The organism is Altererythrobacter litoralis (assembly GCF_036324225.1).
GTDB lineage: Bacteria > Pseudomonadota > Alphaproteobacteria > Sphingomonadales > Sphingomonadaceae > Erythrobacter > Erythrobacter litoralis_A.
This window is the reverse complement of sequence record NZ_JAZDQV010000007.1, coordinates 94,271-115,703: the sequence shown is the minus strand read 5'-3', so window position 1 is coordinate 115,703 and position 21,433 is coordinate 94,271. Positions and strand designations below refer to the sequence as shown.

Below are 21,433 nucleotides of genomic sequence, written 5' to 3'. Positions count from 1 at the left end.
GCGAATGCTCCCTGTTGCAAGCAGCAGGTTCGCGCAATGTGGTTAATTTAGCGTTAGCTATCGATCAGATAAGTCCCGCGAGCGGCGAACTCGGGTCGGCATACATGCGGCGACCCATCCGACCCGCGAGATAGGCCTCACGCCCGGCCTCTACGCTGAGTTTCATTGCGCGAGCCATGCGGATCGGGTCTTTCGCTTCGGCGATCGCAGTGTTCATCAGCACCCCGTCGCAGCCCAGCTCCATTGCCACTGCCGCATCGCTCGCGGTGCCCACGCCCGCATCGACCAGCACCGGAACATTGGCGCCTTCGACGATCAGGCGGATCGTGACGCGGTTTTGGATGCCGAGGCCCGAGCCGATCGGCGCCCCCAGCGGCATCACCGCCACTGCGCCGGCATCCTCGAGTTGCTTCGCGGCGATCGGATCGTCGACGCAATAGACCATCGGCAAAAAGCCCTCTTTCGCGAGGATTTCGGTCGCCTTGAGCGTCTCGCGCATGTCCGGATAGAGCGTGCGCGCTTCGCCCAACACTTCGAGCTTCACTAGGTCCCAGCCGCCCGCTTCGCGCGCCAGCCGCAGCGTGCGGATCGCATCATCCGCAGTGAAGCAGCCCGCCGTGTTGGGCAGGTAGGTGATCTTCTTCGGATCGATGTAATCGGTCAGCATCGGTGCTTTGGGGTCGCTGACATTGACCCGGCGCACCGCTACCGTGACGATCTCGGCCCCGCTTGCTTCCACTGCCGCAGCGTTCTGTGCGAAATCCTTGTATTTCCCCGTGCCGACGATGAGCCGGCTGCGGAAAGTCCGCCCGGCCACGCTCCAGCTGTCGTCGCCTGAGCCGCCGCCCACGAAATGTACGATTTCGAGCGTGTCGCCATCTTGTAGCTGCACATCGGCCAGCGTCGAGCGCGGCACGATTTCGCGATTCCGCTCGACCGCTACCTTGGCGGGATCGAGCTCTAGCTCGCGCACCAGCGCGGCAATGGTCTCAGCGGAGGTTCGGCGGCTTTCGCCGTTGAGGGTGATGGTCTTGGCGGCGCTCATACCAGCGCCACATAGCCCTCAATGCGCGTGACGCAAGTTGAGGATGTGTCCGGTCGACACCAAGGTTACGCCAATCATGGTCAGCACCACTTCGTAGAGCCCATGCGGCACGGCGAGCGCACCACCCATGAAGGTGAGGCCCATCATTGCCGTAACGAAGGGCAGGCGGCGGCGATGCCTCAACGCGCCCCAGCCGATCGCGACCGCGGCGATGATCAGCGCCAGCGCCAGTCCGAAACGATGGATTTCGGGAGCGAGCAACAATTGCCCGCCAAGCCCCAGTACGGAAACCAGCAGGATCGTGAGCACGCAATGCAGCAGGCACAGGCTCGAAAGCCAGATGCCTGCGCGGTCGAGCCGCCGCCGAATCGAGATGGAGTTGTGCGCCATGGCGAGCCTGCCATTTATGTAACGGTGTAACATCTTGCAAGTGTTGCAAGCGATAGTGCGGCGATTCGGCTTGCACTTTCGGCGGGCAGTGCCGATTAGCTGCGCCATGTCAGCAAGCGCAGGCCAAGCAGCGATGAGCGAAACCCCCAACCATGCAATGTCGCGCCCGCTGGCGCTGGTCCGCTGGCTAAATGCCGTCGCGGCCATGGTGGTGGTGATTGTGGCGGTGGGCGGGATCACTCGCCTCACCGAAAGCGGTTTGTCCATCACTCAGTGGAATCCGATCACCGGTGTGCTTCCGCCGATCGGCGAGGCTGCGTGGCAGGCCGAATTCGAGCTTTACCGCAAGACGCCCGAGTATCTCTATGAGGCGGGGCCCGCGGGAATGACGCTGGCGGACTTCAAGTTCATCTTCTTCTGGGAATGGTTCCACCGCCTGATCGGTCGGTTGATTGGGCTGGCCTATGCGCTGCCGCTGGCATGGTTCTGGATCAAAGGCGCGATCCCGCAAGGGTACAAACCGCGCCTGCTGGCGCTGCTGGCGCTTGGCGCGCTGCAGGGCACCTTCGGCTGGCTGATGGTGCGATCGGGGCTGAGCGGGCAGATGACCGATGTCAGCCATTTCTGGCTTTCGATCCACCTGCTGACCGCTTTCTTCACGCTGGGCGGTCTGGTTTGGACCGCGCGCGACCTGCAGGCGCTGGCGCAGGATCCGGCCGAGCGACCCGCAAGGCTGACGGGACCATCCCTGATCGTGGCACTGCTGTTGTTCGCGCAATTGCTGCTGGGCGCATGGGTGGCCGGGCTGAATGCCGGCCATGCCGCCTATGACTGGCCATTTATGAATGGGGAATTCTTCCCTCAGCCCGATCTGTCGCGCGGATGGATATGGGCGCTGACTCATGATCCGTTCCTGCTCCATTTCCTGCATCGCTGGTGGGCATGGGTAGCTGTTGGCGCGCTCATCTGGCTGGCGCGGCGCGTGCGGAAGGAAGAACGCAAGGCTTCGATCGCGATCCACAGCGCTTTCGGGGTGATGGTGATACTCGGCATCGCCACCGTGCTGACCGGGGTTTCGCTTTGGGTCGCGGTGGCGCATCAGCTGACGGGCGCATTGCTGGTCGCAAGCGTCGCCTGGGGCATGCATGCCGACGGACGGCGAAAGGCGCTTCGCGCGTGAGCGCGCTGATCTGGTGCCCCTTCCCAGACCGGGACAGTGCCCGGGCTGCGGCCCGGACATTGCTCGACGAGAAACTCATCGCCTGTGCCAATCTGCTCGGCCCAATCGAATCGATTTTCGATTGGCAGGGAGAGCGCGGAAGTGCGGAGGAAATCGGCGCGCTGTTCAAGACCAATGAGGATCTGCTCGATCGCGCGATCACGCGTTTGGAAGTGCTGCATCCCTATGATACTCCAGCCATTCTCGGCTGGCGCTGCGATTCCTCCGCAGACGGAACGCGCGCCTAGCTAGGCCTGTTGGGGCAGGGAGGATAGTAATGGGGATGTGGTCGCGCCGCTCCGCCTTGGGTTCGATTGCCGGATTATCGCTGGTTGGCCTTTCCGGGCTGGCGCGGGCCGAAGAGGTCCTGCGCTTTCCGCGGGTGCCTATGCGGCTGGTCCGGCGCCTCGTGCGGCAATTGCACGATGGCGCGCAAATAGTGGTCGAACGCGAATGGCTGGTGAGCTTCTCCGAGCATGCCGAAGGGATCGCCGTCCATGGTCGCCAGCTGCCCGCCGACGTCGAGGCGCCGCCCCGCATCGCCTCAATTGCCGAAGTCGAACGCGGCCGCTCGACCGACCACATGTTCCCGATCCTGCTCGACAAGTCGGGCATGATTGTCGCGGCAGGAACATCCGAAACCCGGGAAGACGTTGATGCCGCGATGAAAGCGGCCGAAGAGATCATCGCCCGCGCTGCCATATCCGGATCGGAAGCGGCGCAGCACAGGCCCTTCTCGCGCAATTGCAGCAGGCGGGAAGCTCGATGCTTGACCAGATGCCAAGCGACCTGTTTTTCCCGCGTCACCTTGGCTTGAACGAAACCCGCGCGCTTGCCCTGCCCGATGGCACTGCTGGCGAATTCGAACTGGCCCATGCTGCGCGCACCACCCCGGGTGCGACCTGGCTGGAACGGGCCGAGCGACGTGTCACGACCCGGCTGGCGGGCAGCGAGAAATTCTCGTCCGAGACGTGGAGCCTGGCCGAAACCTGATCCCACCCGAAGTGCGCGGTATTATTTTACCTCCTCTGAAAAGCGCGGTTTTGCTTGACTTGCACGCCTCTAAACGACATTTGCGCCGCGATCTCGCACCTGCGGCATTGCGCCGTGGGGAGGATTCGGGCCGGAGCGATGCAGCTGCAGCCCATAGATATCTAGGAATATGAACCCATGAAGGCGCTCAGCAAGCAGACCCGGTCCGTGAAGCCGGCCGAGGTCGAAAAGAAATGGCACCTGATCGATGCCGACGGCCTGGTTGTTGGCCGCGTCGCTACGATCATCGCCAATATCCTGCGCGGCAAGCACAAGCCGAGCTACACCCCGCACGTCGACTGCGGCGACCACGTCATCGTCATCAATGCCGACAAGGTGAAGTTCACCGGTCGCAAGATGGCCGACAAGACCTATTACAAGCACACCGGCCACCCGGGCGGCATCAAGGAAACGACCCCCGCCAAGGTGCTGGAAGGCCGCTTCCCCGAGCGCGTGCTCGAAAAGGCAGTCGAACGCATGATTCCGCGCGGCCCGCTGGGCCGGGCGCAGATGAAGGCGCTACACCTCTATGCCGGCACCGAGCATCCGCATGACGGCCAGAAGCCCGAAACGCTCGACGTCGCTTCCATGAATCGCAAGAACAAGGTCACCGCATAATGGCTGACGAAACCAACAACGAAACGGTCACCGATCTGGCCGATCTGAAGACCATCGCCGGCGACGCCCCTGAAGGTGACGCAGCGGTGATCGCCGTTGCCACTGCGCCGCTGCGTGAGCAGGAGCTCGACGCGCATGGCCGCGCCTATGCCACCGGCCGCCGCAAGGACGCCACGGCTCGCGTGTGGCTGAAGCCCGGCACCGGCAAGGTCATCGTCAACGGCCGCGACCAGGAAGTTTACTTCGCTCGTCCGACGCTGCGCCTCGTCATCGACCAGCCTTTCGCGATCACCGATCGCCAGGGCCAGTACGACGTCGTCGCCACCGTCAAGGGCGGCGGCCTCTCGGGCCAGGCTGGTGCTGTGAAGCACGGCATCGCCCAGGCGCTGAGCAAGTACGAACCGGCCCTGCGGTCGACGGTCAAGGCCGCCGGCTTCCTCACCCGCGACAGCCGCGTGGTCGAGCGCAAGAAGTACGGCCGGGCCAAGGCTCGTCGCAGCTTCCAGTTCTCGAAGCGCTGATCTTTCGGCACTTCGGTACCCACAAGAGGGCGGTCCTGCGGGGCCGCCCTTTTCGTTTGGGCGGCAAGGCGACGGGTCAGGAGTGGAAGTCGCGCATTTCGACCGAGATCGAGCCTGCCCGGTCGATCCGCAGAACGTTGAACGAAGGCGGGGCATTGCGCCGCAGCCGGGTCGAAAGCGTACCCGCGCCGATCATTCGCATCGCATGGTTGTCGCGCGAACGCACCTGGTCGAACGGAAAGTGGACGTGGCCCGACAGGACCGCGCTGGCCCCTGCCGCCGCCAGCTCAGCAAAGGCCATGTCGCCGCGGATCGTCGGGTTTTTGCGCCTGTCCTCTTCGGCCAGCAAAGGGTGATGGCACGCGACCAGCTTCGGCCGAGGATCGGCGCGAAGGGCATCGAGCCGGGCCAATGCCGCATCGAGCTTGCGGCGCGTCACCACGCCGTCGGACCATGGCCAGCGCATTTGCGCCGGAACATTGGTGTCGAATGGGACGATGAGTGCATGGTCGAGCATGATTTCCGCGCCGACAGCCTGTTCGAGCGCACCATAACGGGCATAGGGCCGGCGGAACCGTTCCCACAGATTGTAATAGGGCATGTCGTGATTGCCCGGTTGCAGCATCACCGGCACCTGCAATCCGGCGAACCATTCTGCCGCGTCCGAATATTGGCGATGCGTCGCGCGCTGTGTCAGGTCGCCGGTGCAGACGATCGCATCGGGCCGCTCGGCATGCACCGCCGCTTCGAACCACGCCATTGCAGCGCGATCCTCGACGCCGAAATGGGTGTCGCTGACATGAAACAGGATCGATGCGTCGCCGGGCATGGCTCTGGCGCCTAGCACATCTGTTTCGCGAAGGAAGCGCCTCTCAGATCCGGCCGGTGAGGATCAGCCACGCCGCAAGCGCATTCAGCGCCGTATAGATCAGGTAGGCCCATGCCAGCCCGGGCCAGCCGTTCGCTGCAAGCATGAGCGCTGCGAGCAGGACCAGGAACTCGGTTACCAGAGTCAACCGCCCAACGAGCATGTGCACGAACCATGGCACATGGCCCAGCAGCGGGTGCCGGCTTTCGAGCACCGCCTTGTGCAACGCGAAATTGCCGATGCCGAGCAGAAAGATGAGCGCGATCGCCACGGCCGCATTATTGCGCAAACGCCGGTCGATGGGAAATGTCGGTTGATCGGCCTTCGTCAGCAATCAGTCCGAGCGGTGCATCGCCGGTCGAGCGTTTGCGCACAGCCGTCGAGCATAGGCTGCGTCAAGCTGCTGATATCCGTAACCTTCATTTTGCGGCCAGGGCCTTCTCCCCCTTCCCCCCCTTTTCAGGAGGCCACCGCGAATGGAGGAAATTATGTTGAAGTCCGCTCTTGCGGCAGCAAGCCTCACCGCTCTGATGGCGACCACCCCCGCCATCGCCGGCGAACAGGATGGCGATACGATTCAGGTGTCCTACAGCGATCTCAACCTCAAGGCAGCCGCCGGACAAGATCGGCTCGAAAACCGTCTCACCCGCGCCGCGCGCAAGGTTTGCGGCGTAGGATCGCCTACCGCCCGTCCGCGTCAGATCGACACCGCAAAGCGCGACTGCATGGCCGCCGCCATGAAGAGCGCCCGCAACCAGATGGCCGAAGCGATCAACGAACAAAAGCTGGGCGATTGACCCGGCAAAACCGACTGCACCCCTTGTGCAGGCTTGCGGCCTGAGCCCTTTCCAGTCCCGGGGCTCAGGCCGCTTCTTTATCTGGAATCGAGGGTAGCGCCCCGGCGCGCTGCCGCTATTCAGCGGCCGGCCATCGCCTTGACCTTGGGTAAATAGGTACGGCCGATCCGCATCGCATCGCCACACTCTAGCTCGGCCGACCAGACGCCGAGCCCGTCATGCCTGAGGCCGCGAATGTGATCTTTGCGCAGGATGGTCGAGCGGTGGATGCGGATGAACTGGTCCGGATCGAGCCGCTGCTCTAGGCCCGCGATGGTCTGCAACAGCAAATAGCTGCGCCCGCCATCGTTCTGGTCGCCTACGAACAGCCTGACATAGTCGCGCTCCGCGTCGATCCGGCTCACTTCGCTTACAGCGATCCGCAGCAATTCGGAACGATGCGGCACCCACAGTTCTTCGAGCCATTCGCTCTCGCTGCTGCGCGGGCTGCCACTTCGCGCCACAGCGCGTTCGATTGCACGCGCCAAGCGGTCCGCGGCCACGGGCTTGAGAACATAGTCGATCGCATCGAGATCGAACGCCTCGACCGCGAAATTGTCATGCGCGGTCACGAAAATCACCGCCGGCGGATTGTCCTTGCGGGCCAGTTCGCGCGCGACGCCGAGCCCGTCGAGCTCAGGCATGGTCATGTCGAGCAGCACGAGGTCGGGCGACAAGGCATCGACCAAGCGCAGTGCGGCAGCGCCATCGCTTGCCGTGCCCACAACATTGATCGCGCCGATTTCGGCGCAGATCACCTGGATCCGCTCGACTGCGAGCGGCTCGTCATCGACGATCAGCGTTCTCAAGGGCGCCTCCGATTGCATGGATTCAGCCGTTGCGAGTCAAAGGTAGGCGCATTTCGGTGCGGTATCCACCGGGCACCGGCCCCGATTCAAGCGTGACGTCGGGTCCGAAACGCGCTTCGATCCGGTCACGCACATTGGCGAGGCCGATGCCGAAGCCCTTGCGCGCCGTTTCTGGCACGCCCGGGCCGTCGTCACTGACGGTGATCACCAGCCGGTCGAACTCCTCACGCGCCGAAACGGTGATGGTGACCGGCCGGCTGACCGGCGAAACGGCATATTTGACCGAATTTTCGACCAGGGGCTGCAGGATCATGCCGGGCACGCGGGCGTCGGCAAGATCGCGCGGGAGCTCGAAATTGCTGCGCAGTCGCTCAGGAAAACGCACTGCTTCGATCTCGAGATAGAGCTTCTGCAGGTCGAACTCGTCTTCGAGTTGCACGTCGCTGGTGGGGTCATCCGCCAGGCTGTGGCGATAGAAGCGCGACATGGTCTGGATCATCTGCTCGGCGCGCTCCGCCTTGCCAGTCAAGACCAGCGAAGAGAGCGAATTGAGCGTGTTGAACAGGAAGTGCGGATTGACCTGGTAGCGCAGCGAACGCAGTTCGGCAGCCTTGGCCGCATTGCGGAATTCCTGCTCGCGCCGTTCGGCCACGCGCGCCTTTTCGCCTGTGAGCAGAGCCAGGTAGATAGCGCACCAGGCGAGCATCATGAAATAGCGGCTGAAGGCGATGTCGGTCAGCGAGCCGAGCGAATCGAGAAAGCCCATTTCTTCCGGCTGGCCATCGGCCATCGATTCGCTTTCGGGGAACAAGTTTGGCTCGGCTTCCGATGCGCCGCTCTGATCAGAGTCATGCGGAGCGCTGGTTGCCGCATTGCCGCCGTCGGTCGTGCCGACATCCTTGTTGATGCGCTCGTTGATGAGCCGCTCCATCTTCACGTTCAAATCGGCGAAGACGACGGTGTTGATCTGCGCCAGCAGCAATGCTGCAGGCAGCGACAATACCAATGCGGCAGTGGTCTTCTTCCACATCGCCCCTGCATCGAACAGGCGCAACACCGCCCACAGCACGAGGGTGACCGCCATTCCGCCGACCACGACGGCACCGCGCCGGACCATCATTTCGGTCGAATGGCCGATGCCGATGATCTCCCATCGCGCAGAGGCGAGCAGGAAATACATCGCCCACAGCACCACCACTGAAATCAGCACGGTACGAAAGGCGACCCTTGGCAGGGACTTGGCTTGGGCTATCGTCATTACCAACGCCCCTTAACCCCGGAGGTCGCGCAAGGCGAATCCGTCGTCGGCCATGGAATGGCGTTCATCGAAAGTTCATCGAGCGACCAACGACGCGAAATCACCCTCGCGCGAGCAGATTTTCCTTTGCAATCCGCTCTTTCCATTGCGCCGGGGCCAGCGTGTGGACGTTGGTGCCCTGGCTGTCGACCGCGACGGTTACGGGCATGTCCCTCACCGTGAACTCGTAGATCGCCTCCATCCCGAGATCCTCGAACGCGACGACCTTGGCCTCCTTGATCGCGCGCGCGACGAGGTAGGCCGCGCCGCCCACCGCCATCAAATAGGCGACTTTGAAGCGGCTGATCACTTCTACCGCATTGTGTCCGCGCTCGGCCTTGCCGATCATCGCCAGCAGCCCAAGATCGAGCATCATCTCGGTGAACTTGTCCATGCGGGTGGCGGTGGTCGGGCCGGCCGGGCCCACTACTTCGCCCATCACCGGATCGACCGGGCCGACGTAATAGATCGCACGCCCCTTGAACTCGACCGGCAGTTCCTCGCCCTTGTCGAGCATGTCCTGGATGCGCTTGTGCGCCGCATCGCGCCCGGTCAGCATCGCGCCACTGAGCAGCAACCGATCGCCCGCTTTCCAGCTGGCGACTTCCTCGGGCGTGAGATGGTCGAGATCGACCCGCTTGGCCTCCTTGTCCGGCTGCCAGTGAACATCGGGCCACTGGTCGAGATCGGGCGGATCGAGATAGGCCGGGCCCGAACCGTCCATCACCACATGCGCGTGGCGGGTGGCGGCGCAATTGGGGATCATCGCCACCGGTTTGCCCGCGGCGTGGCACGGCCAGTCGAGGATCTTGACATCGAGCACGGTCGACAGCCCGCCGAGACCCTGTGCACCCACGCCCATCGCATTGACCGCATCGAAAATGTCGATCCGCAGCTGCTCGATATCGTTCTGCGCGCCGCGCGCTTTGAGCTGGGCCATGTCGATCGGCTCCATCAGCGATTCCTTGGCAAGCTTCATGCAATGCTCGGCCGTGCCGCCAATGCCGATTCCGAGCATGCCCGGAGGGCACCAACCCGCGCCCATCGAAGGTATCTGCTCGACCACCCAGTCGACGATGTTGTCGCTGGGGTTCATCATCTTGAACTTCGACTTGTTCTCGCTGCCGCCGCCCTTGGCTGCAACGTCGATCGAGATCGTGTTGCCGGGCACCATTTCGACTGACAGGACGCAGGGCGTGTTGTCGCGCGTGTTCCGTCGAGTGAAAGCGGGGTCGGCCAAGATCGAGGCGCGCAGCTTGTTTTCGGGGTGGTTGTAGGCACGGCGCACCCCTTCATCGACCACCTCCTGCAGCGAACGCGCCGATTCGAGCCGGCACTGCTGGCCCCATTTGATGAAGACGTTGACGATGCCGGTATCCTGACAGATCGGCCGGTGCCCTTCGGCGCACATCCGGCTATTGGTCAGGATCTGGGCGATCGCATCCTTCGCGGCCGGGCCTTGCTCGGCCTTATAGGCCTCGCCCAACGCGGTGATGTAGTCCACCGGGTGGTAATAGGAGATGTATTGCAGCGCATCCGCCACGGTCTCGATCAGATCGTCTTCGCGGATTGTGATCATGTCGCTCATCGAAGCTGTGCTCCTGTCGGTCGATTCCACCGCCCCATAGACGCGTGCTGCTCCTAGCGTCAAAGCGCTTGGCTGCAAGCACCGCAATCGCTAGAGCAGATTGACGCAGTGTATTGCGTGTGTAATACAGCCGACGGATACCATGACCGAGACCAATATGCCCGCAGCCCGCAAGGCTATGATTGACAGCCAGCTTCGCACCAGCGGCGTGAACGAGCCCTTCGTTCTCGCACGCATGGGCGCGGTAGCGCGCGAAGACTTCGTGCCTGAAAGCGCGCGGGCAATCGCCTATGTCGACCGCGCCGTGCCGCTGGGCAATGGCAAGCATCTCGCCGCTCCGCTGGTGCATGGCAGGATGCTGTCAGAAGCGCTCCCCACTGCAAGCGATGGCGCGCTCGTTGTCGAAAGCGGATCGGGCTATCTTTCCGAACTGTTGCGGCCGCTGGTCGGCTCGCTCGACACGGTCTCGTCGGACGAGGTCGTCAAGGGCAAGCGCGGCCGCAAGAGCTATTCGCTGGTGCTGGTCGACGGCGCGATCGAGCAATTGCCCGAATCGCTCGCGAAGCAGCTCGAAGAAAATGGCCGGATCGTCACCGGGATCGTGCAGCGCGGCGTCACCCGCCTCGCTGTCGGCCGCAAGGTTGCGGGCAGCGTCACACTGCAGCCGGTTGCCGATATCGGCATCCCGGTGCTGCATGCGTTCGACCGCCCGAAGGAATGGAGTTTCTGATTTTGCCTGACCGGAGCCCTACCCTGCGGCGCATTGCCGCTGCCCTTTTGCTGGGTTCCGCGCTGGCCCCTGCGACCGCACAGGCCGACAGCCTGCGCGAAGCGCTGGCGAGCGCCTATGAAACCAACCCCTCGCTGCAGGCGGCCCGCGCACAGCAGCGCGCCGCCGACGAGGAAGTACCTATCCAGCGCGCGCAAGGGCTGCCCAGTATCAGCGCAACGGCCAATCACATCGAGTTCGTGAAGGCTTCGCCCAACAGTTTCACCGCTCCCGAACGGCGGTTGCTGGCAGGTCCGGACTTGACCGTGCCGATCTATTCGGGCGGCGCGGTCCGCAATGGGATCAAGGCCGCGAAGGAACGCGTGTCCGCAGGCCAGGCCGATTTGCGTGGCACTGAAAGCGCCATCTTCAGCCAGGTCGTCGCCGGCTATATGGACGTGCTGCGCAGCGAAGCACTGGTGGCGCTTTCGACCAACCAGGTCGAAGTGCTGACCGTCAATCTCCAGGCAACCAACGACCGGTTCGAGATCGGGGAACTGACCCGCACCGACGTGGCGCAATCGCAGTCGCGCCTCGCGCTGGCGCAGGGCGATTTGCGCAATGCGCAAGCCAATCTGATCTCCGCGCGCGAGAACTACATCCAGCTGGTCGGCCGCGCGCCGAGCAATCTGGAAGCGCCGCCGCCGTTGCCGGGCCTGCCCGAAACCGTGGGCGAAGCGGTGGTTGCCGCGCTCGACAACAATCCTGACCTGATTGCCGCGAAGGAGCGGGCGAAGGCCGCGGGTTTCGATTCGGAAGTGGCCGGGGCAGGGCGCCTGCCAACCATCGGCATATTCGCCGGGCTCGACTACACCAATTACTACGGGACGCTGGGCGGCCCGATCTCGTCGGACTTCAGGCAGAGCGAAACCACCGCCAATGCCGGGGCGCAGATCACTATCCCGATCTTCCAGGGCGGCCTTCCGGCAGCGCGCCAACGCCAGGCCTATGCCCGCGAAAGCGCCGCGCTCGAGAACGTCATCGCGACCGAACGCGACGTGATTGCGCAGGTCCGCGCAGCCTATTCGAGCTGGCAGGCTGCCAATGCCGTTATCGTCAGTTCCGAAGCGGCAGTGTCCGCCGCCGAACTCAGCCTCGAAGGCGTGCGCGCGGAGAACTCGATCGGCAATCGCACGATCCTCGACGTGCTGAATGCCGAGCAGGAACTGCTTTCCGCTCGCGCCCAGCTGGTGACCGCGCGGCGTAATGCCTATGTCGCGGGCTTCAGCGTGCTGGCCGCCATGGGAAGGGCCGAAGCGCGCGACCTCAACCTCGACACCGGTGTGCTCTACGATCCCGAAGTCAATGCCCGCCGGGTGCGCGGCCAGTTGTTCGACTGGCAGCGAGACGAAGAACCTGCTGCACAATCAACGAGAACCGTTGACATCCCCGCGCCTGACGCGATGATTGGCCCGCCCGTTGAATCGGATGACGTCACCACCGATTGACGTCACCTGCCCGCCGGGTGCCGCTTGGACGAACAACAGGGGATCGCGCGCAATGGCGCAGCATGGTGAAGCTTCGGTCGAAGAGATTCTCGAATCGATCAAGAAGGTGATTGCGCGCGACAATCGCGACGCCGCCCTGCAAGCACCTGCCCCGCGCTCGCCGGCGCAGGAGGTCGAGCCGGATGACGGCGATTCCGACATACTCGACCTTACCAGCATGGAATTCGCACAGGACGCCGTGCACCACGCCGAAGATGAGGAAGACGAGGCTGATCCGCCGCTGACCACCGATTCGGTGCGTCAGTCGATGCGCGAAAATTTCGAAGCGCTCGCCATGCTCGCCGAACCGGGCGCCCGCCCGCAGATTGTTCGCTCGGGCGAGACTTCGCTCGAAGGGCTGGTGCGCGAAATGCTGCGCCCGATGCTGGCCGAATGGCTCGACAAGAACCTGCCGGGCATGGTCGAGAAGATGGTCCAGGCCGAAATCGCGCGGATCGCAGGCAAACGCCGCTAGCGCCACGCCGGTCGAGCAGTTAAGCCTGCTCGCCATGACCAAGTCACACGCGCTGCTCTTCGCTACCGCCTTACTCGCGGCCCCTGCCACTGCACATGACCATGGCCCCGCCGCTCCGCCGATGCAGGCGCAGGACCTTGTAACGATGCCACGGCTCGGCGCGGCCGTCACTTCGCCCGACGGGCGGCTGGCGATCTATCGGGTTACGGAGACTGACGCCGAAACCTATGCACGCAGCGGCGAATGGTATCTGATCGACCTCGCCGATCCCGAAGCGGGTTCAGTCAAGCTCGACCTTGGCGGCGGCGCATCGGATGTTGTTTTCGGCCCAGACGGGGCGCTCTATTTCCTGTCCGATCGCGCGGACACAGCGGATGCGTCATCCGGCGGCGGCTACGCCCGACTCTGGCGCGCCGATTTGCACGCGGGCGGCGTTACAGGCGCTCCCACAATCGTCGCCGATTTCGCGGGGACCGCGATCGACGGCTTCAAGCTTTCGCCCGATGCCAAGCGACTTGCAGTCTGGGCCCCGATCGCGCGCGACTGCCCGCGCTTTGGGTGCGAAGGCGACGGCAAGGCGCATTTGCCCGGGCCCGGCACCGGCCGTCTCTATGACGCTGCCGACGGCTTCGTCCGGCATTGGGACCGCTGGACCACGCCTGGCACCTTCAACCGCGTGTTCGTGTTCGACCTGAAGGACGGGAAAGTGGCGGGCGGCGGCGTGCCGCTCGACGGGCGCGACCCGGCAACCGGCCTCACCGGCAACACGCCCACCATGCCCTTCGGCGGAGCCGAGGATGTCGCGTGGGCGTCCGACGGCACGGGCGTCTATTTCGTGGCACGCGTCGCCGATGCCGCAGAGCCGCGCTCTACCGATCTCGACATCTACTGGTCCGATCTTTCGGGCGCTGCCCCGGTCGAACTGACCGAAGCCAACCTTGCGCATGATTCGGCCCCCACCTCGTCACCCGACGGGCGCTGGCTGGCCTATCTCGCGATGGAGCGGCCGACCTATGAAGCGGACCGGCTGGTGATCCAGTTGCGCGACTTGCGCACCGGCAAGACCCGCGCGCTGACGCAGGAATTCGACCGCAGTTTCGACAGCATCGCCTGGACCCCCGATTCGCGCTGGATCATCGCCACGGCAGGCGACGTGCTCGACACGCCTGCGTTCCGGATCGATCCGCGCACCGGCGCAGTCGAGCGGCTAGACCTGATGGCGGGCAATGAAGCGCATATTGCGGGCGTCACCCCGCTTTCGGGCGGGCGCTTGCTGTTCACGCGCGATTCGATCGGATCGCCGCACGAACTCTATCTCTCGAAAGACTGGAAGCAGGCGCGCCCGCTCACCGATATCGCGATGAGCCGGATGGGGCAGCTGGCAACGACCGTCACCAGCCGTTTCAGCTTCGCCGGGGCCAATGGCGACACGGTGTGGGGCCAGGTCACCCGCCTCGAAAAGCAGGAAGGGCCAATCCCGGCCATCCTCTACATCCATGGCGGGCCGCAGGGCTCGTTCAACGATGGCTGGTCGATCCGCTGGAACCCGCGCGTACTCGCCAGCCAGGGCTATGCCGTGATCTCGGTCGATTTCCACGGCAGCACCGGATACGGCCAGGCTTTCACCGATGCGATCAACCGCGACTGGGGCGGAAAGCCGCTCGAAGACCTGCAACTCGGCCTTGCCGCCGCGCTCGCGCTCGACTCGCAGATCGACGGCAGCAACGCCTGCGCGATGGGCGCCAGCTATGGCGGCTACATGGTCAACTGGATCGCGGGGCAATGGCCGGACCGCTTCAAATGCCTGGTCCAGCACGACGGGCTGTTCGAGATGCGCAGCTTCTATTTCGCGACCGAGGAATCGTGGTTCCCGCGCTGGGATTTCGGAGGTTCCTACTCCGAAGCGAGCGAAACCTACGAGAAATGGAACCCGGCGAACCATGTCGACAAATGGCAAACGCCGATGCTGGTGGTCACAGGCGAGAAGGACTTCCGCGTGCCCTATACGCAGGGGATCCAGAGCTTAACCGTGCTGCAGGAACGCGGCATTCCCGCGCAGCTGCTGGTCTTCCCGGACGAGAACCACTGGGTGCTGGGCGCCAAGAACTCGCTGCAATGGCACAATACCGTGTTCGACTGGCTTGCCCGCTGGCTGAAGCCGCAAGCCCCGGTCGAATGAGCCAGCGCACCCCTCTCGAAGAGGCCGGGTTGGCGCTGGCCAAGCTCGGCGGCGAAAGCATTGAGCGGCACATCTTCCTTTGCGCGATGAGCGAGAAGCAGAAATGCTGTTCGCGCGAAGAGGGCGAAGCTGCCTGGAAATACCTCAAGCGCCGCCTCAACGAGCTCAAGCTGGCCGGGCCCAAGCGGATCGGCCCGGAAGGAAAGCCCTGTGGTGGGATCCAGCGCACCAAGGCCGATTGCCTGCAGGTCTGCGCGGCTGGACCGATCGCTGTCGTGTGGCCAGACCGCGTGTGGTACCACTCGGCGCGCGAGGAAGTGCTCGAGCAGATCATCCAGCAGCACCTGATCGGTGGCGAACCGGTCGAGGAATTCCGCTTGCACAGCGCGCGCTAGGCGCGACCGCTCAATCTTCGTCGTGCTGCGGCAGATTGTTGTCGACCGAGGCGTCGTGCCCGGTGCCATTCGACAGGAACACGAGGCCCATCAATGCACTGGTGAGCAGCATGGTGAAGCCAAGCCCCAATGCCACGGCGATGTAGAAATGCACCGAAATCGCGCCGTTCGATTTGTAGAGCAGCGCCAGTGCGATGAGCACGACTCCCACCGTCGCGAGGAACATGAAGCGCATGATCCGGCGATAGCGCGCCCAGGCGAAAGCGGCCTTTTCGGGATCGTCGAGGGGGGACTTGCCGACCATGCGCGCCACATGGGCGTTCGCGTCGCCCGATGCAACGTTCGATTTGCAACTGCACGATTCGCCTTTTGCGCGCGATAATGTCATTCTCTGTGGGGGAATCGGAGAGGAGACACGCAATGAGCATCGCACTGATCACTCAAAACCGCGGCGCCGCGAACGTCATTTCCTGCGATGCGTCGACGCCCATGCGCGAAGCGGTGAAGCTGCTGGCCGAAAAGCGCATCGGCGCATTGCCGGTGATGCGGGGCGGCTCGGTAGTCGGAATCTTCTCAGAGCGCGACGTGATCTACCGGCTGGCGCAGGAAGGCGAGATCTGCCTCGACCGCCCGCTTTCGGAAGTGATGACCGCTCCCCCGATCACCGTCGATACGACTACGCTGGTCGACGATGCGCTGGCACTTATGACGCGGCGCAGGATCCGGCACTTGCCGGTGATCGAAGGCGGCGCGATGGTGGCCTTCATCTCGATCGGTGATCTGGTGAAGCACCGCATCGACCAGGTCGAGCACGAAGCCGAAGCGATGCGGATCTATATCCAGACCGCTTGAGGATTTCCTCTCCCATCCCTACATCGGGCTATCATGGCTGACGCACTCACCCTTACGCCCGCCGCCGCCAAGCGAGTGGCGACGATTGCCGAGAAGCAGGTGAAGCCTGCGATCCTGCGGCTTTCGGTAGAAGGCGGCGGTTGCTCGGGCTTCCAATACAAATTCGACCTGGCCGAAGCGCCAGAGGCTGACGACACGGTGAGCGAGACCGATGGCGTCCGGCTGGTGGTCGACCCGATAAGTCTCGATTTGGTCGCGGGCAGTGTGGTCGATTTCGTCGAATCCCTGGGGGGTGCGGCTTTCCGCGTCGAGAACCCGCAGGCCGCTGCCGGCTGCGGCTGCGGATCGAGCTTCGGGATTTGAATTAGGCGTATTTGCGCGCGTCGCACGTTTGCGGCGCGCATGACGGCACCAGCCCGCACCCCCGCCTGGCCACCCGATAGGGTAAATCTTTGGGCGGCCGGGCGGGGGTGTGGGCTGGAACCGGGCGCAGGCCCGAGCATAGGGAGGGCCGGATAGACGCCAATCGAATCATCCGCCATGAAAGGCGGATGAAAATCGCCACATTCAACATCAACGGAATCAAGGCTCGCCTGCCGCGCCTGAAGGAATGGCTCGTCGAAACGCGCCCTACGGTCGCATGCCTGCAGGAGATCAAGAGCATGGACGAAAACTTCCCGGGCCATGAATTCGAAGAGATCGGCTATCGCGCGATCTGGCACGGGCAGAAGTCCTTCAACGGCGTCGCCATTTTGGTCGATGCCAATGCCGGGATCGAAGGCCCCATCGAAGTGCAGCGCGGGCTAGGCATCCCCGGCCCTGACGATTCGGGAGAGGAACAGGCGCGCTATCTCGAAGCCGATGTCGGCGGGGTACGCATCGTGTGCATCTACCTGCCCAATGGCAATCCGCAGCCGGGCCCGAAATTCGACTACAAGCTGGCATGGATGGAGCGGTTGCGCGCCCGCATGGCACAGATCTGGGCCGAGGAAGTACCCGCTGCCGTGCTGGGCGATTTCAACGTTATCCCGGAGGACAATGACGTTTGGTCGGTCAAATCGATGGCCGACGATGCGCTGATGCAGCCCGAATCCCGCGCCGCATACTCGCGCTTGCTGGGAGATGGCTGGACCGACGCGGTGCGCACGCACAATCCGCGCGGCGGCGTGTGGACCTATTGGGACTACCAGGCGGGCGCCTGGCAACGCGACCACGGCTTCCGCATCGACCACATATTGCTCAGCCCCGAACTGGCCGACCGGCTCGAAGCGGTTGGAGTCGATCGCGCCCATCGCGGGCGCGAAAAAGCGAGCGACCACGCGCCGGTCTGGGCCGTGTTGCGAGACTGACCCAATGCAAAGGGGCCCAACCTTGCGGCGGGCCCCTCCCGTCTTTCGTCAATTCGCCGATAATCAGCGATAGAAGACGTGCCGGCTGATAGTGGCCCGCGCCACTTTCTTGTTGCTCCAGCTTGGGCGCACATATTTCGCGTGGAAATAGAGCGAATCGCCCGCTTCCGATTCCCACAGGCCTTCATGCGCGATGCGGGCAATTGCCTTGGCGCGCTGCCAGGCTTCCGTACCGGTCTTGATGCGCGGCATTTCACCGCCGCTCACGAAGGAAAACTGCGCGCGCTGGTAAACCACGCCGCAATAGCTTGACGGGAAGCGCGGGTTGTCAGCGCGGTTGATCACCACTTGCGCCACAGCCAGCTGGCCGGCGAGCGGTTCGCCGCGCGCCTCGAAATAGACCGCGCCAGCAAGGCACTGCATCTGTTCGGAAAGCGCAAGTTCGGTATCGGTGGCGGCAACGAGCTGGCGCAGCGAGCCTGTCTTGGACGGCTGCGCATCGCCAGCGTCGGCAGCTTCATCGGCTGCGACGGTCGGTTGCACCACTTCCTGAGAGATGAACACGGGGGTGGATGCACTATTCGGTCCACCGGCGGTGTTCGCCGCCTCGATCTGCCCGGGATCAGTCTCCTGGGCAAAAGCGCCGGATGTTTCGGCGCTGGCAAATGTAAGGCCAAGCAAAGCCGCACCAGCGGCAAGCCCGAGCCCGTGGCTCCTGCGAGTCATATATCCATATTTTTAGGCGGTGGACGCGCACAGACGCAGGCTTGGACCGATCGCGCTTTTGCGCGTTTCTTATGGTCCGATTTATCGGCCTGCCGGCCGCCCCCCGTCTGCGTGCTTGCACCCCGGCCTTATTGCCGAAGGGCGCCGCCTGCGCACCTGGAAGCTGGCGGGCCACATAGAGTCGAGCGGCGAACAGTCAAGTTAACGCGGCAAAGATGCGACGAACCGTTCTCTGTCAGCGATATCTGCCTCCAAAATCCAGATATCGGGGTCCTGTTGCTTGCGCTTTTCGAGATATTCGAAAATTTCTTGCGGATTTTCAGATTTTTGCTGCTTTGCAGCAAGATACGGTCGCGAACCATCCAGTTGCGGCATTCTTTCGAAAAGCACCGCGTTCTCGCCGCGATAGATGGTTAAGATGAGGACGGTTCCGGCGTCCCTTTCGCCCTTCGCGATAACACTTGCGAAACCACCTTGCGATTCGATCGCACGAATAATGCCGGCGACTTCGAGATGGGCCGGCAGCCGCGCATCCATCGCAGTCAGTTGCCGCTGCCCGCGGACGCTGGCGCATAGCCCGGCAAGCCGGCGAGCGGAATGCGCGAACGCATGAAAGTGCCGGTGCCACGGCCGATCTCGTCGCCTTCGGCATCGACCAACCGCGCTTCAGCCACGAAAACGCGCCGTTTCCCGCTGATCCAGCGCCCTTCGGCAACCACCTGGCCAGTGCGCACAGGCTTGGTGAAGTGCAGGTTGAACGAAGTGGTCAGCAGGAAACGGTCGGTCGTGCGCGTATTGGCCGCATAGAAGGCGGCATCGTCGAGCATCTTGAAATAGATCGTGCCGTGTGCAGCGCCCGCCGCATGGTAGCTGCGCTCGTCCACTTCGAAAGTGATACGTGAGCGTCCTTCGCCCAGGATTTCGAGCCGTGATTCGAACAGCCGGTTCACAGGCGCCGAGGCATAGAGCTGCTCGAGTGCACGATAATGCAGCTCGGCCCCACTTACCGGAGCCGCAGCCAGGCTGGATGTATCAGGCGGCATCGCGGTCGAGATGGTTGCTCAGTAGCGCAAACATCGCTTCGGCATCGGGCGCGTCGAGCAGCGCCTCGCGCTTGGCATCGTCCCGCACGAGCCGCGAGATCGCCGCCAGAGCATGCAGATGCGCAGCACCGGCGTTCTCGGGCGAAAGCAGGCCAAACACCAGTTCGACCGGCATGCCGTCCGCCGCGTCGAAATCGACCGGTGATTCGAGCCGCAACAACACCGCGACCGGGCGATTCACTTCGCTGGACCGCGCATGCGGAATCGCGACGCCATTGCCGAATCCGGTCGAGCCGAGCTTCTCGCGCACTTCGATCCCTTCGAGTGCCTGCGTTGAATCGATCGCATAGGCGCGCGCGAACAGCGCCGCGACCTGCTCCAGCACGTCCTGCTTCGATTCAAGCCGACCCGTTGCGACCGCTTCGGGAAGCAATTGAAAATTTGCGTTCATTTCAAGCTTGCATCACGTCCAATGATTGTACCAGCGCCCCCTGACGCTTGGGCCACCGCCTTCTGCGGGCAGTGCGCCTGTTGTGGCATCCAGGGGCGTCGAGCTCTACCGCGTTCCATCCTGCGGCAATTGCCTTAGCGAGGCTCGACCCAGCCGATCGATCCGTCGGGGCGGCGGTAAACCATATTATGCCTCCCAGTTCCAGCATTTTTGAAAAACAGCGCGTTCGTGTTTCGCAGATCGAGCATCATAACCGCGTCAGCCACGCTGGCTTCGGGGATGTCGACGCTGGTCTCGGCAATGATCGGCGGGGCATCACTGGTGACCTCCTCTTCCGCCTCGTCGCTCGCGAAGATGGTATAGGCCGCTTCCTCGAAAGCGTAGGCGGCAGCTTCTTCACGCTGCGCGTGCGCGGCCTGCTCGTGCCGGTCCGTCAGCCGGCGTTTGTAGCGGCGCAGCTGCTTGTCGATCTTCTCTGCCGCGCCGTCGAGCGCGAGGTGCGCATCCTGCGCTTCCGCGTGTGCCTTGAGGATCAGCCCCTGCATCACATGCGTCACGATGTCGCATTTGAACATGCCCGCCGGCGCCTTGCCGAATGTGACATGCGAGGACAGCGCCCGGTCGAAATATTTGTCGACGATCCCGCCAAGGCGGTCTGCCACATGGTCCTGAAGGGCAGCGCCCGTTTCGATCTGGTGACCCGAAACACGAATATCCATGACGGCTCGATCTCCTTTCTGTTCTTGCGAGACCGCATCGGCCCCGGAAATTCAGTTCGACCAGAGCGGTGAGTCGATCCGGTCGACAAATGCCTTGTGCCGCGCCAACTCCTCCTCGCTCGGCGCATGTGGACGTGGTTCGCGGCGTGGCCTGAGTGCAGCGCTCGCCGCGATGGAACGGGAAACTTCGACTTCGACTACAGCGGTTTCCGCCGCGAGCTCGAGCCCGATCTGGCGACCGCCAGTGAGTTCGACATAGACCTGAGCCAGCAACTCTGCGTCGAGCAGCGCGCCGTGCTTCACGCGGTGGCTGCGATCGATCCCGTAGCGGGTGCACAGCGCATCGAGCGAAACCTTCGCACCGGGATGGCGCTTGCGTGCGATCGCGACGGTGTCGATCATCCGGTCGCTGTCGACACGCGCCATTCCGATCCGCTCAAGCTCCGAATTGAGGAAGCCGAAGTCGAAGCCCGCGTTATGCGCCACCAGCGGCGCATCGCCGAGGAACTCCATCAGTTCTTCGGCGCGTTCGGCAAAGCGCGGCTTGTCTGAAAGGAACGAGATCGACAGCCCGTGGACAGCCTCTGCCGCAGCAGGCATGTCGCGTTCCGGGTTGAAATAAGCGTGGAAACTGGCGCCGCTTGGCACCCGGTTGATCATTTCGATGCATCCGATTTCTACCATCCGGTCGCCCGAAGCTGGGTCAAGGCCGGTGGTTTCGGTGTCGAAAACGATTTCCCGCATCGATTTCAATATCGGACTCGG

Annotated in this window: 29 protein-coding genes; 15 read left to right on the top strand and 14 right to left on the bottom strand. The window is 63.5% G+C overall.

The genetic code is table 11. The features are described from left to right. Nucleotides 1–64: 64 nt before the first annotated feature. Together thiS and VRS74_RS08780 are read right to left on the bottom strand one after the other, a co-directional pair. On the bottom strand, nucleotides 65–1,045 hold the full coding sequence (gene thiS / locus VRS74_RS08785; protein ID WP_354144882.1) for a sulfur carrier protein ThiS: 981 nt from the start codon (nucleotides 1,043–1,045) through the stop codon (nucleotides 65–67). Between the two features lie 18 nt (nucleotides 1,046–1,063). Then, entirely contained in the window at nucleotides 1,064–1,435 is a 372-nt protein-coding gene (locus VRS74_RS08780) for a MerC domain-containing protein (RefSeq protein ID WP_354144881.1), read from the bottom strand. A gap of 106 nt (nucleotides 1,436–1,541) precedes the next feature. On the opposite strand from VRS74_RS08780, the gene VRS74_RS08775 reads away from it, so the two are divergent. From VRS74_RS08775 to rpsI, 6 genes are all read left to right on the top strand, one after another. Beyond that, entirely contained in the window at nucleotides 1,542–2,615 is a 1,074-nt protein-coding gene (locus VRS74_RS08775) for a COX15/CtaA family protein (RefSeq protein ID WP_435521393.1), read from the top strand. Next, nucleotides 2,612–2,902, top strand: a complete 291-nt coding sequence (gene cutA / locus VRS74_RS08770; RefSeq protein ID WP_354144880.1) for a divalent-cation tolerance protein CutA — start codon at nucleotides 2,612–2,614, stop codon at nucleotides 2,900–2,902. Before VRS74_RS08775 ends, cutA begins: the two co-directional genes overlap by 4 nt. A 29-nt stretch (nucleotides 2,903–2,931) precedes the next feature. Beyond that, on the top strand, nucleotides 2,932–3,471 hold the full coding sequence (locus tag VRS74_RS08765; protein ID WP_354144879.1) for a hypothetical protein: 540 nt from the start codon (nucleotides 2,932–2,934) through the stop codon (nucleotides 3,469–3,471). Then, a complete protein-coding gene (locus tag VRS74_RS08760; protein WP_354144878.1) occupies nucleotides 3,468–3,647 on the top strand; it encodes a hypothetical protein in 180 nt (59 codons plus the stop codon). Before VRS74_RS08765 ends, VRS74_RS08760 begins: the two co-directional genes overlap by 4 nt. Before the next feature lie 177 nt (nucleotides 3,648–3,824). Continuing rightward, the gene (rplM, locus tag VRS74_RS08755; protein WP_354144877.1) at nucleotides 3,825–4,304 is read left to right on the top strand and encodes a 50S ribosomal protein L13; all 480 of its coding nucleotides are present in this window, start codon (nucleotides 3,825–3,827) and stop codon (nucleotides 4,302–4,304) included. Then, the gene (gene rpsI, locus VRS74_RS08750; RefSeq protein ID WP_354144876.1) at nucleotides 4,304–4,825 is read left to right on the top strand and encodes a 30S ribosomal protein S9; all 522 of its coding nucleotides are present in this window, start codon (nucleotides 4,304–4,306) and stop codon (nucleotides 4,823–4,825) included. Before rplM ends, rpsI begins: the two co-directional genes overlap by 1 nt. A 76-nt stretch (nucleotides 4,826–4,901) precedes the next feature. Here rpsI and VRS74_RS08745 read toward each other — a convergent pair whose 3' ends face one another. Together VRS74_RS08745 and VRS74_RS08740 are read right to left on the bottom strand one after the other, a co-directional pair. Then, nucleotides 4,902–5,654, bottom strand: coding sequence for a metallophosphoesterase family protein (locus VRS74_RS08745; protein ID WP_354144875.1), 753 nt, complete (start codon nucleotides 5,652–5,654; stop codon nucleotides 4,902–4,904). 43 nt (nucleotides 5,655–5,697) lie between these two features. Then, the gene (locus tag VRS74_RS08740) at nucleotides 5,698–5,964 is read right to left on the bottom strand and encodes a hypothetical protein (RefSeq protein WP_354144874.1); all 267 of its coding nucleotides are present in this window, start codon (nucleotides 5,962–5,964) and stop codon (nucleotides 5,698–5,700) included. A 217-nt stretch (nucleotides 5,965–6,181) separates the two neighbouring features. Here VRS74_RS08740 and VRS74_RS08735 point away from each other — a divergent pair, with 217 nt between their 5' ends. Next, nucleotides 6,182–6,490: a UrcA family protein gene (locus VRS74_RS08735; RefSeq protein ID WP_354144873.1), complete on the top strand. Its 309-nt coding sequence runs from the start codon at nucleotides 6,182–6,184 to the stop codon at nucleotides 6,488–6,490. A gap of 119 nt (nucleotides 6,491–6,609) precedes the next feature. Here the strand turns inward: VRS74_RS08735 and VRS74_RS08730 are convergent, their stop codons facing one another. The 3 genes from VRS74_RS08730 to VRS74_RS08720 form a co-directional block, all read right to left on the bottom strand. Then, nucleotides 6,610–7,356, bottom strand: a complete 747-nt coding sequence (locus tag VRS74_RS08730; protein WP_354144872.1) for a LytR/AlgR family response regulator transcription factor — start codon at nucleotides 7,354–7,356, stop codon at nucleotides 6,610–6,612. A 4-nt stretch (nucleotides 7,357–7,360) separates the two neighbouring features. Beyond that, entirely contained in the window at nucleotides 7,361–8,596 is a 1,236-nt protein-coding gene (locus tag VRS74_RS08725; RefSeq protein WP_354144871.1) for a sensor histidine kinase, read from the bottom strand. A 100-nt stretch (nucleotides 8,597–8,696) separates the two neighbouring features. Then, nucleotides 8,697–10,223 carry a fumarate hydratase gene (locus tag VRS74_RS08720; RefSeq protein WP_354144870.1) on the bottom strand — a complete coding sequence of 509 codons (1,527 nt, stop codon included), beginning with the start codon at nucleotides 10,221–10,223 and terminating at the stop codon, nucleotides 8,697–8,699. A 142-nt stretch (nucleotides 10,224–10,365) separates the two neighbouring features. On the opposite strand from VRS74_RS08720, the gene VRS74_RS08715 reads away from it, so the two are divergent. The 5 genes from VRS74_RS08715 to VRS74_RS08695 are packed head-to-tail and all read left to right on the top strand — an operon-like array spanning nucleotide 10,366 to nucleotide 15,528. After that, nucleotides 10,366–10,953, top strand: coding sequence for a protein-L-isoaspartate O-methyltransferase family protein (locus VRS74_RS08715; protein WP_354144869.1), 588 nt, complete (start codon nucleotides 10,366–10,368; stop codon nucleotides 10,951–10,953). Further along, the gene (locus VRS74_RS08710) at nucleotides 10,941–12,440 is read left to right on the top strand and encodes a TolC family outer membrane protein (protein WP_435521392.1); all 1,500 of its coding nucleotides are present in this window, start codon (nucleotides 10,941–10,943) and stop codon (nucleotides 12,438–12,440) included. The genes VRS74_RS08715 and VRS74_RS08710 overlap by 13 nt, the downstream gene beginning before the upstream one ends. A 52-nt stretch (nucleotides 12,441–12,492) precedes the next feature. Next, nucleotides 12,493–12,954 (top strand): DUF2497 domain-containing protein, encoded by a 462-nt coding sequence (locus VRS74_RS08705; protein WP_354144867.1) that lies wholly within the window; start codon nucleotides 12,493–12,495, stop codon nucleotides 12,952–12,954. A gap of 34 nt (nucleotides 12,955–12,988) precedes the next feature. Next, entirely contained in the window at nucleotides 12,989–15,133 is a 2,145-nt protein-coding gene (locus tag VRS74_RS08700; RefSeq protein ID WP_354144866.1) for a S9 family peptidase, read from the top strand. Further along, on the top strand, nucleotides 15,130–15,528 hold the full coding sequence (locus VRS74_RS08695; protein ID WP_354144865.1) for a (2Fe-2S) ferredoxin domain-containing protein: 399 nt from the start codon (nucleotides 15,130–15,132) through the stop codon (nucleotides 15,526–15,528). The genes VRS74_RS08700 and VRS74_RS08695 overlap by 4 nt, the downstream gene beginning before the upstream one ends. A gap of 10 nt (nucleotides 15,529–15,538) precedes the next feature. On the opposite strand, the gene VRS74_RS08690 is transcribed toward VRS74_RS08695, so the two are convergent. Further along, the gene (locus VRS74_RS08690) at nucleotides 15,539–15,832 is read right to left on the bottom strand and encodes a hypothetical protein (RefSeq protein ID WP_354144864.1); all 294 of its coding nucleotides are present in this window, start codon (nucleotides 15,830–15,832) and stop codon (nucleotides 15,539–15,541) included. Between the two features lie 116 nt (nucleotides 15,833–15,948). Between VRS74_RS08690 and VRS74_RS08685 the strand changes: the two genes are divergently transcribed. The 3 genes from VRS74_RS08685 (at nucleotide 15,949) to xth (ending at nucleotide 17,729) form a co-directional block, all read left to right on the top strand. Beyond that, the gene (locus tag VRS74_RS08685) at nucleotides 15,949–16,380 is read left to right on the top strand and encodes a CBS domain-containing protein (protein ID WP_354144863.1); all 432 of its coding nucleotides are present in this window, start codon (nucleotides 15,949–15,951) and stop codon (nucleotides 16,378–16,380) included. A gap of 33 nt (nucleotides 16,381–16,413) precedes the next feature. After that, a complete protein-coding gene (erpA, locus tag VRS74_RS08680) occupies nucleotides 16,414–16,743 on the top strand; it encodes an iron-sulfur cluster insertion protein ErpA (protein ID WP_354144862.1) in 330 nt (109 codons plus the stop codon). A gap of 188 nt (nucleotides 16,744–16,931) precedes the next feature. Continuing rightward, nucleotides 16,932–17,729 carry an exodeoxyribonuclease III gene (xth, locus tag VRS74_RS08675; RefSeq protein WP_354144861.1) on the top strand — a complete coding sequence of 266 codons (798 nt, stop codon included), beginning with the start codon at nucleotides 16,932–16,934 and terminating at the stop codon, nucleotides 17,727–17,729. Nucleotides 17,730–17,792: 63 nt separating this feature from the next. Here xth and VRS74_RS08670 read toward each other — a convergent pair whose 3' ends face one another. The 6 genes from VRS74_RS08670 to dnaQ all read right to left on the bottom strand — a co-directional run bounded on the left by VRS74_RS08670 (nucleotide 17,793) and on the right by dnaQ (nucleotide 21,412). Further along, a complete protein-coding gene (locus tag VRS74_RS08670) occupies nucleotides 17,793–18,455 on the bottom strand; it encodes a cell wall hydrolase (protein ID WP_354144860.1) in 663 nt (220 codons plus the stop codon). 201 nt (nucleotides 18,456–18,656) lie between these two features. Further along, nucleotides 18,657–18,992, bottom strand: a complete 336-nt coding sequence (locus VRS74_RS08665; RefSeq protein ID WP_354144859.1) for a DUF1491 family protein — start codon at nucleotides 18,990–18,992, stop codon at nucleotides 18,657–18,659. A 5-nt stretch (nucleotides 18,993–18,997) separates the two neighbouring features. After that, nucleotides 18,998–19,498, bottom strand: a complete 501-nt coding sequence (locus VRS74_RS08660; RefSeq protein ID WP_354144858.1) for a PaaI family thioesterase — start codon at nucleotides 19,496–19,498, stop codon at nucleotides 18,998–19,000. Continuing rightward, entirely contained in the window at nucleotides 19,488–19,949 is a 462-nt protein-coding gene (locus VRS74_RS08655; protein WP_354144857.1) for a PTS sugar transporter subunit IIA, read from the bottom strand. The genes VRS74_RS08660 and VRS74_RS08655 overlap by 11 nt, the downstream gene beginning before the upstream one ends. Nucleotides 19,950–20,083: 134 nt before the next feature. Beyond that, nucleotides 20,084–20,668, bottom strand: a complete 585-nt coding sequence (hpf, locus tag VRS74_RS08650; RefSeq protein WP_354144856.1) for a ribosome hibernation-promoting factor, HPF/YfiA family — start codon at nucleotides 20,666–20,668, stop codon at nucleotides 20,084–20,086. A 51-nt stretch (nucleotides 20,669–20,719) separates the two neighbouring features. Continuing rightward, the gene (gene dnaQ, locus VRS74_RS08645; RefSeq protein ID WP_354144855.1) at nucleotides 20,720–21,412 is read right to left on the bottom strand and encodes a DNA polymerase III subunit epsilon; all 693 of its coding nucleotides are present in this window, start codon (nucleotides 21,410–21,412) and stop codon (nucleotides 20,720–20,722) included. Nucleotides 21,413–21,433 lie beyond the last annotated feature (21 nt).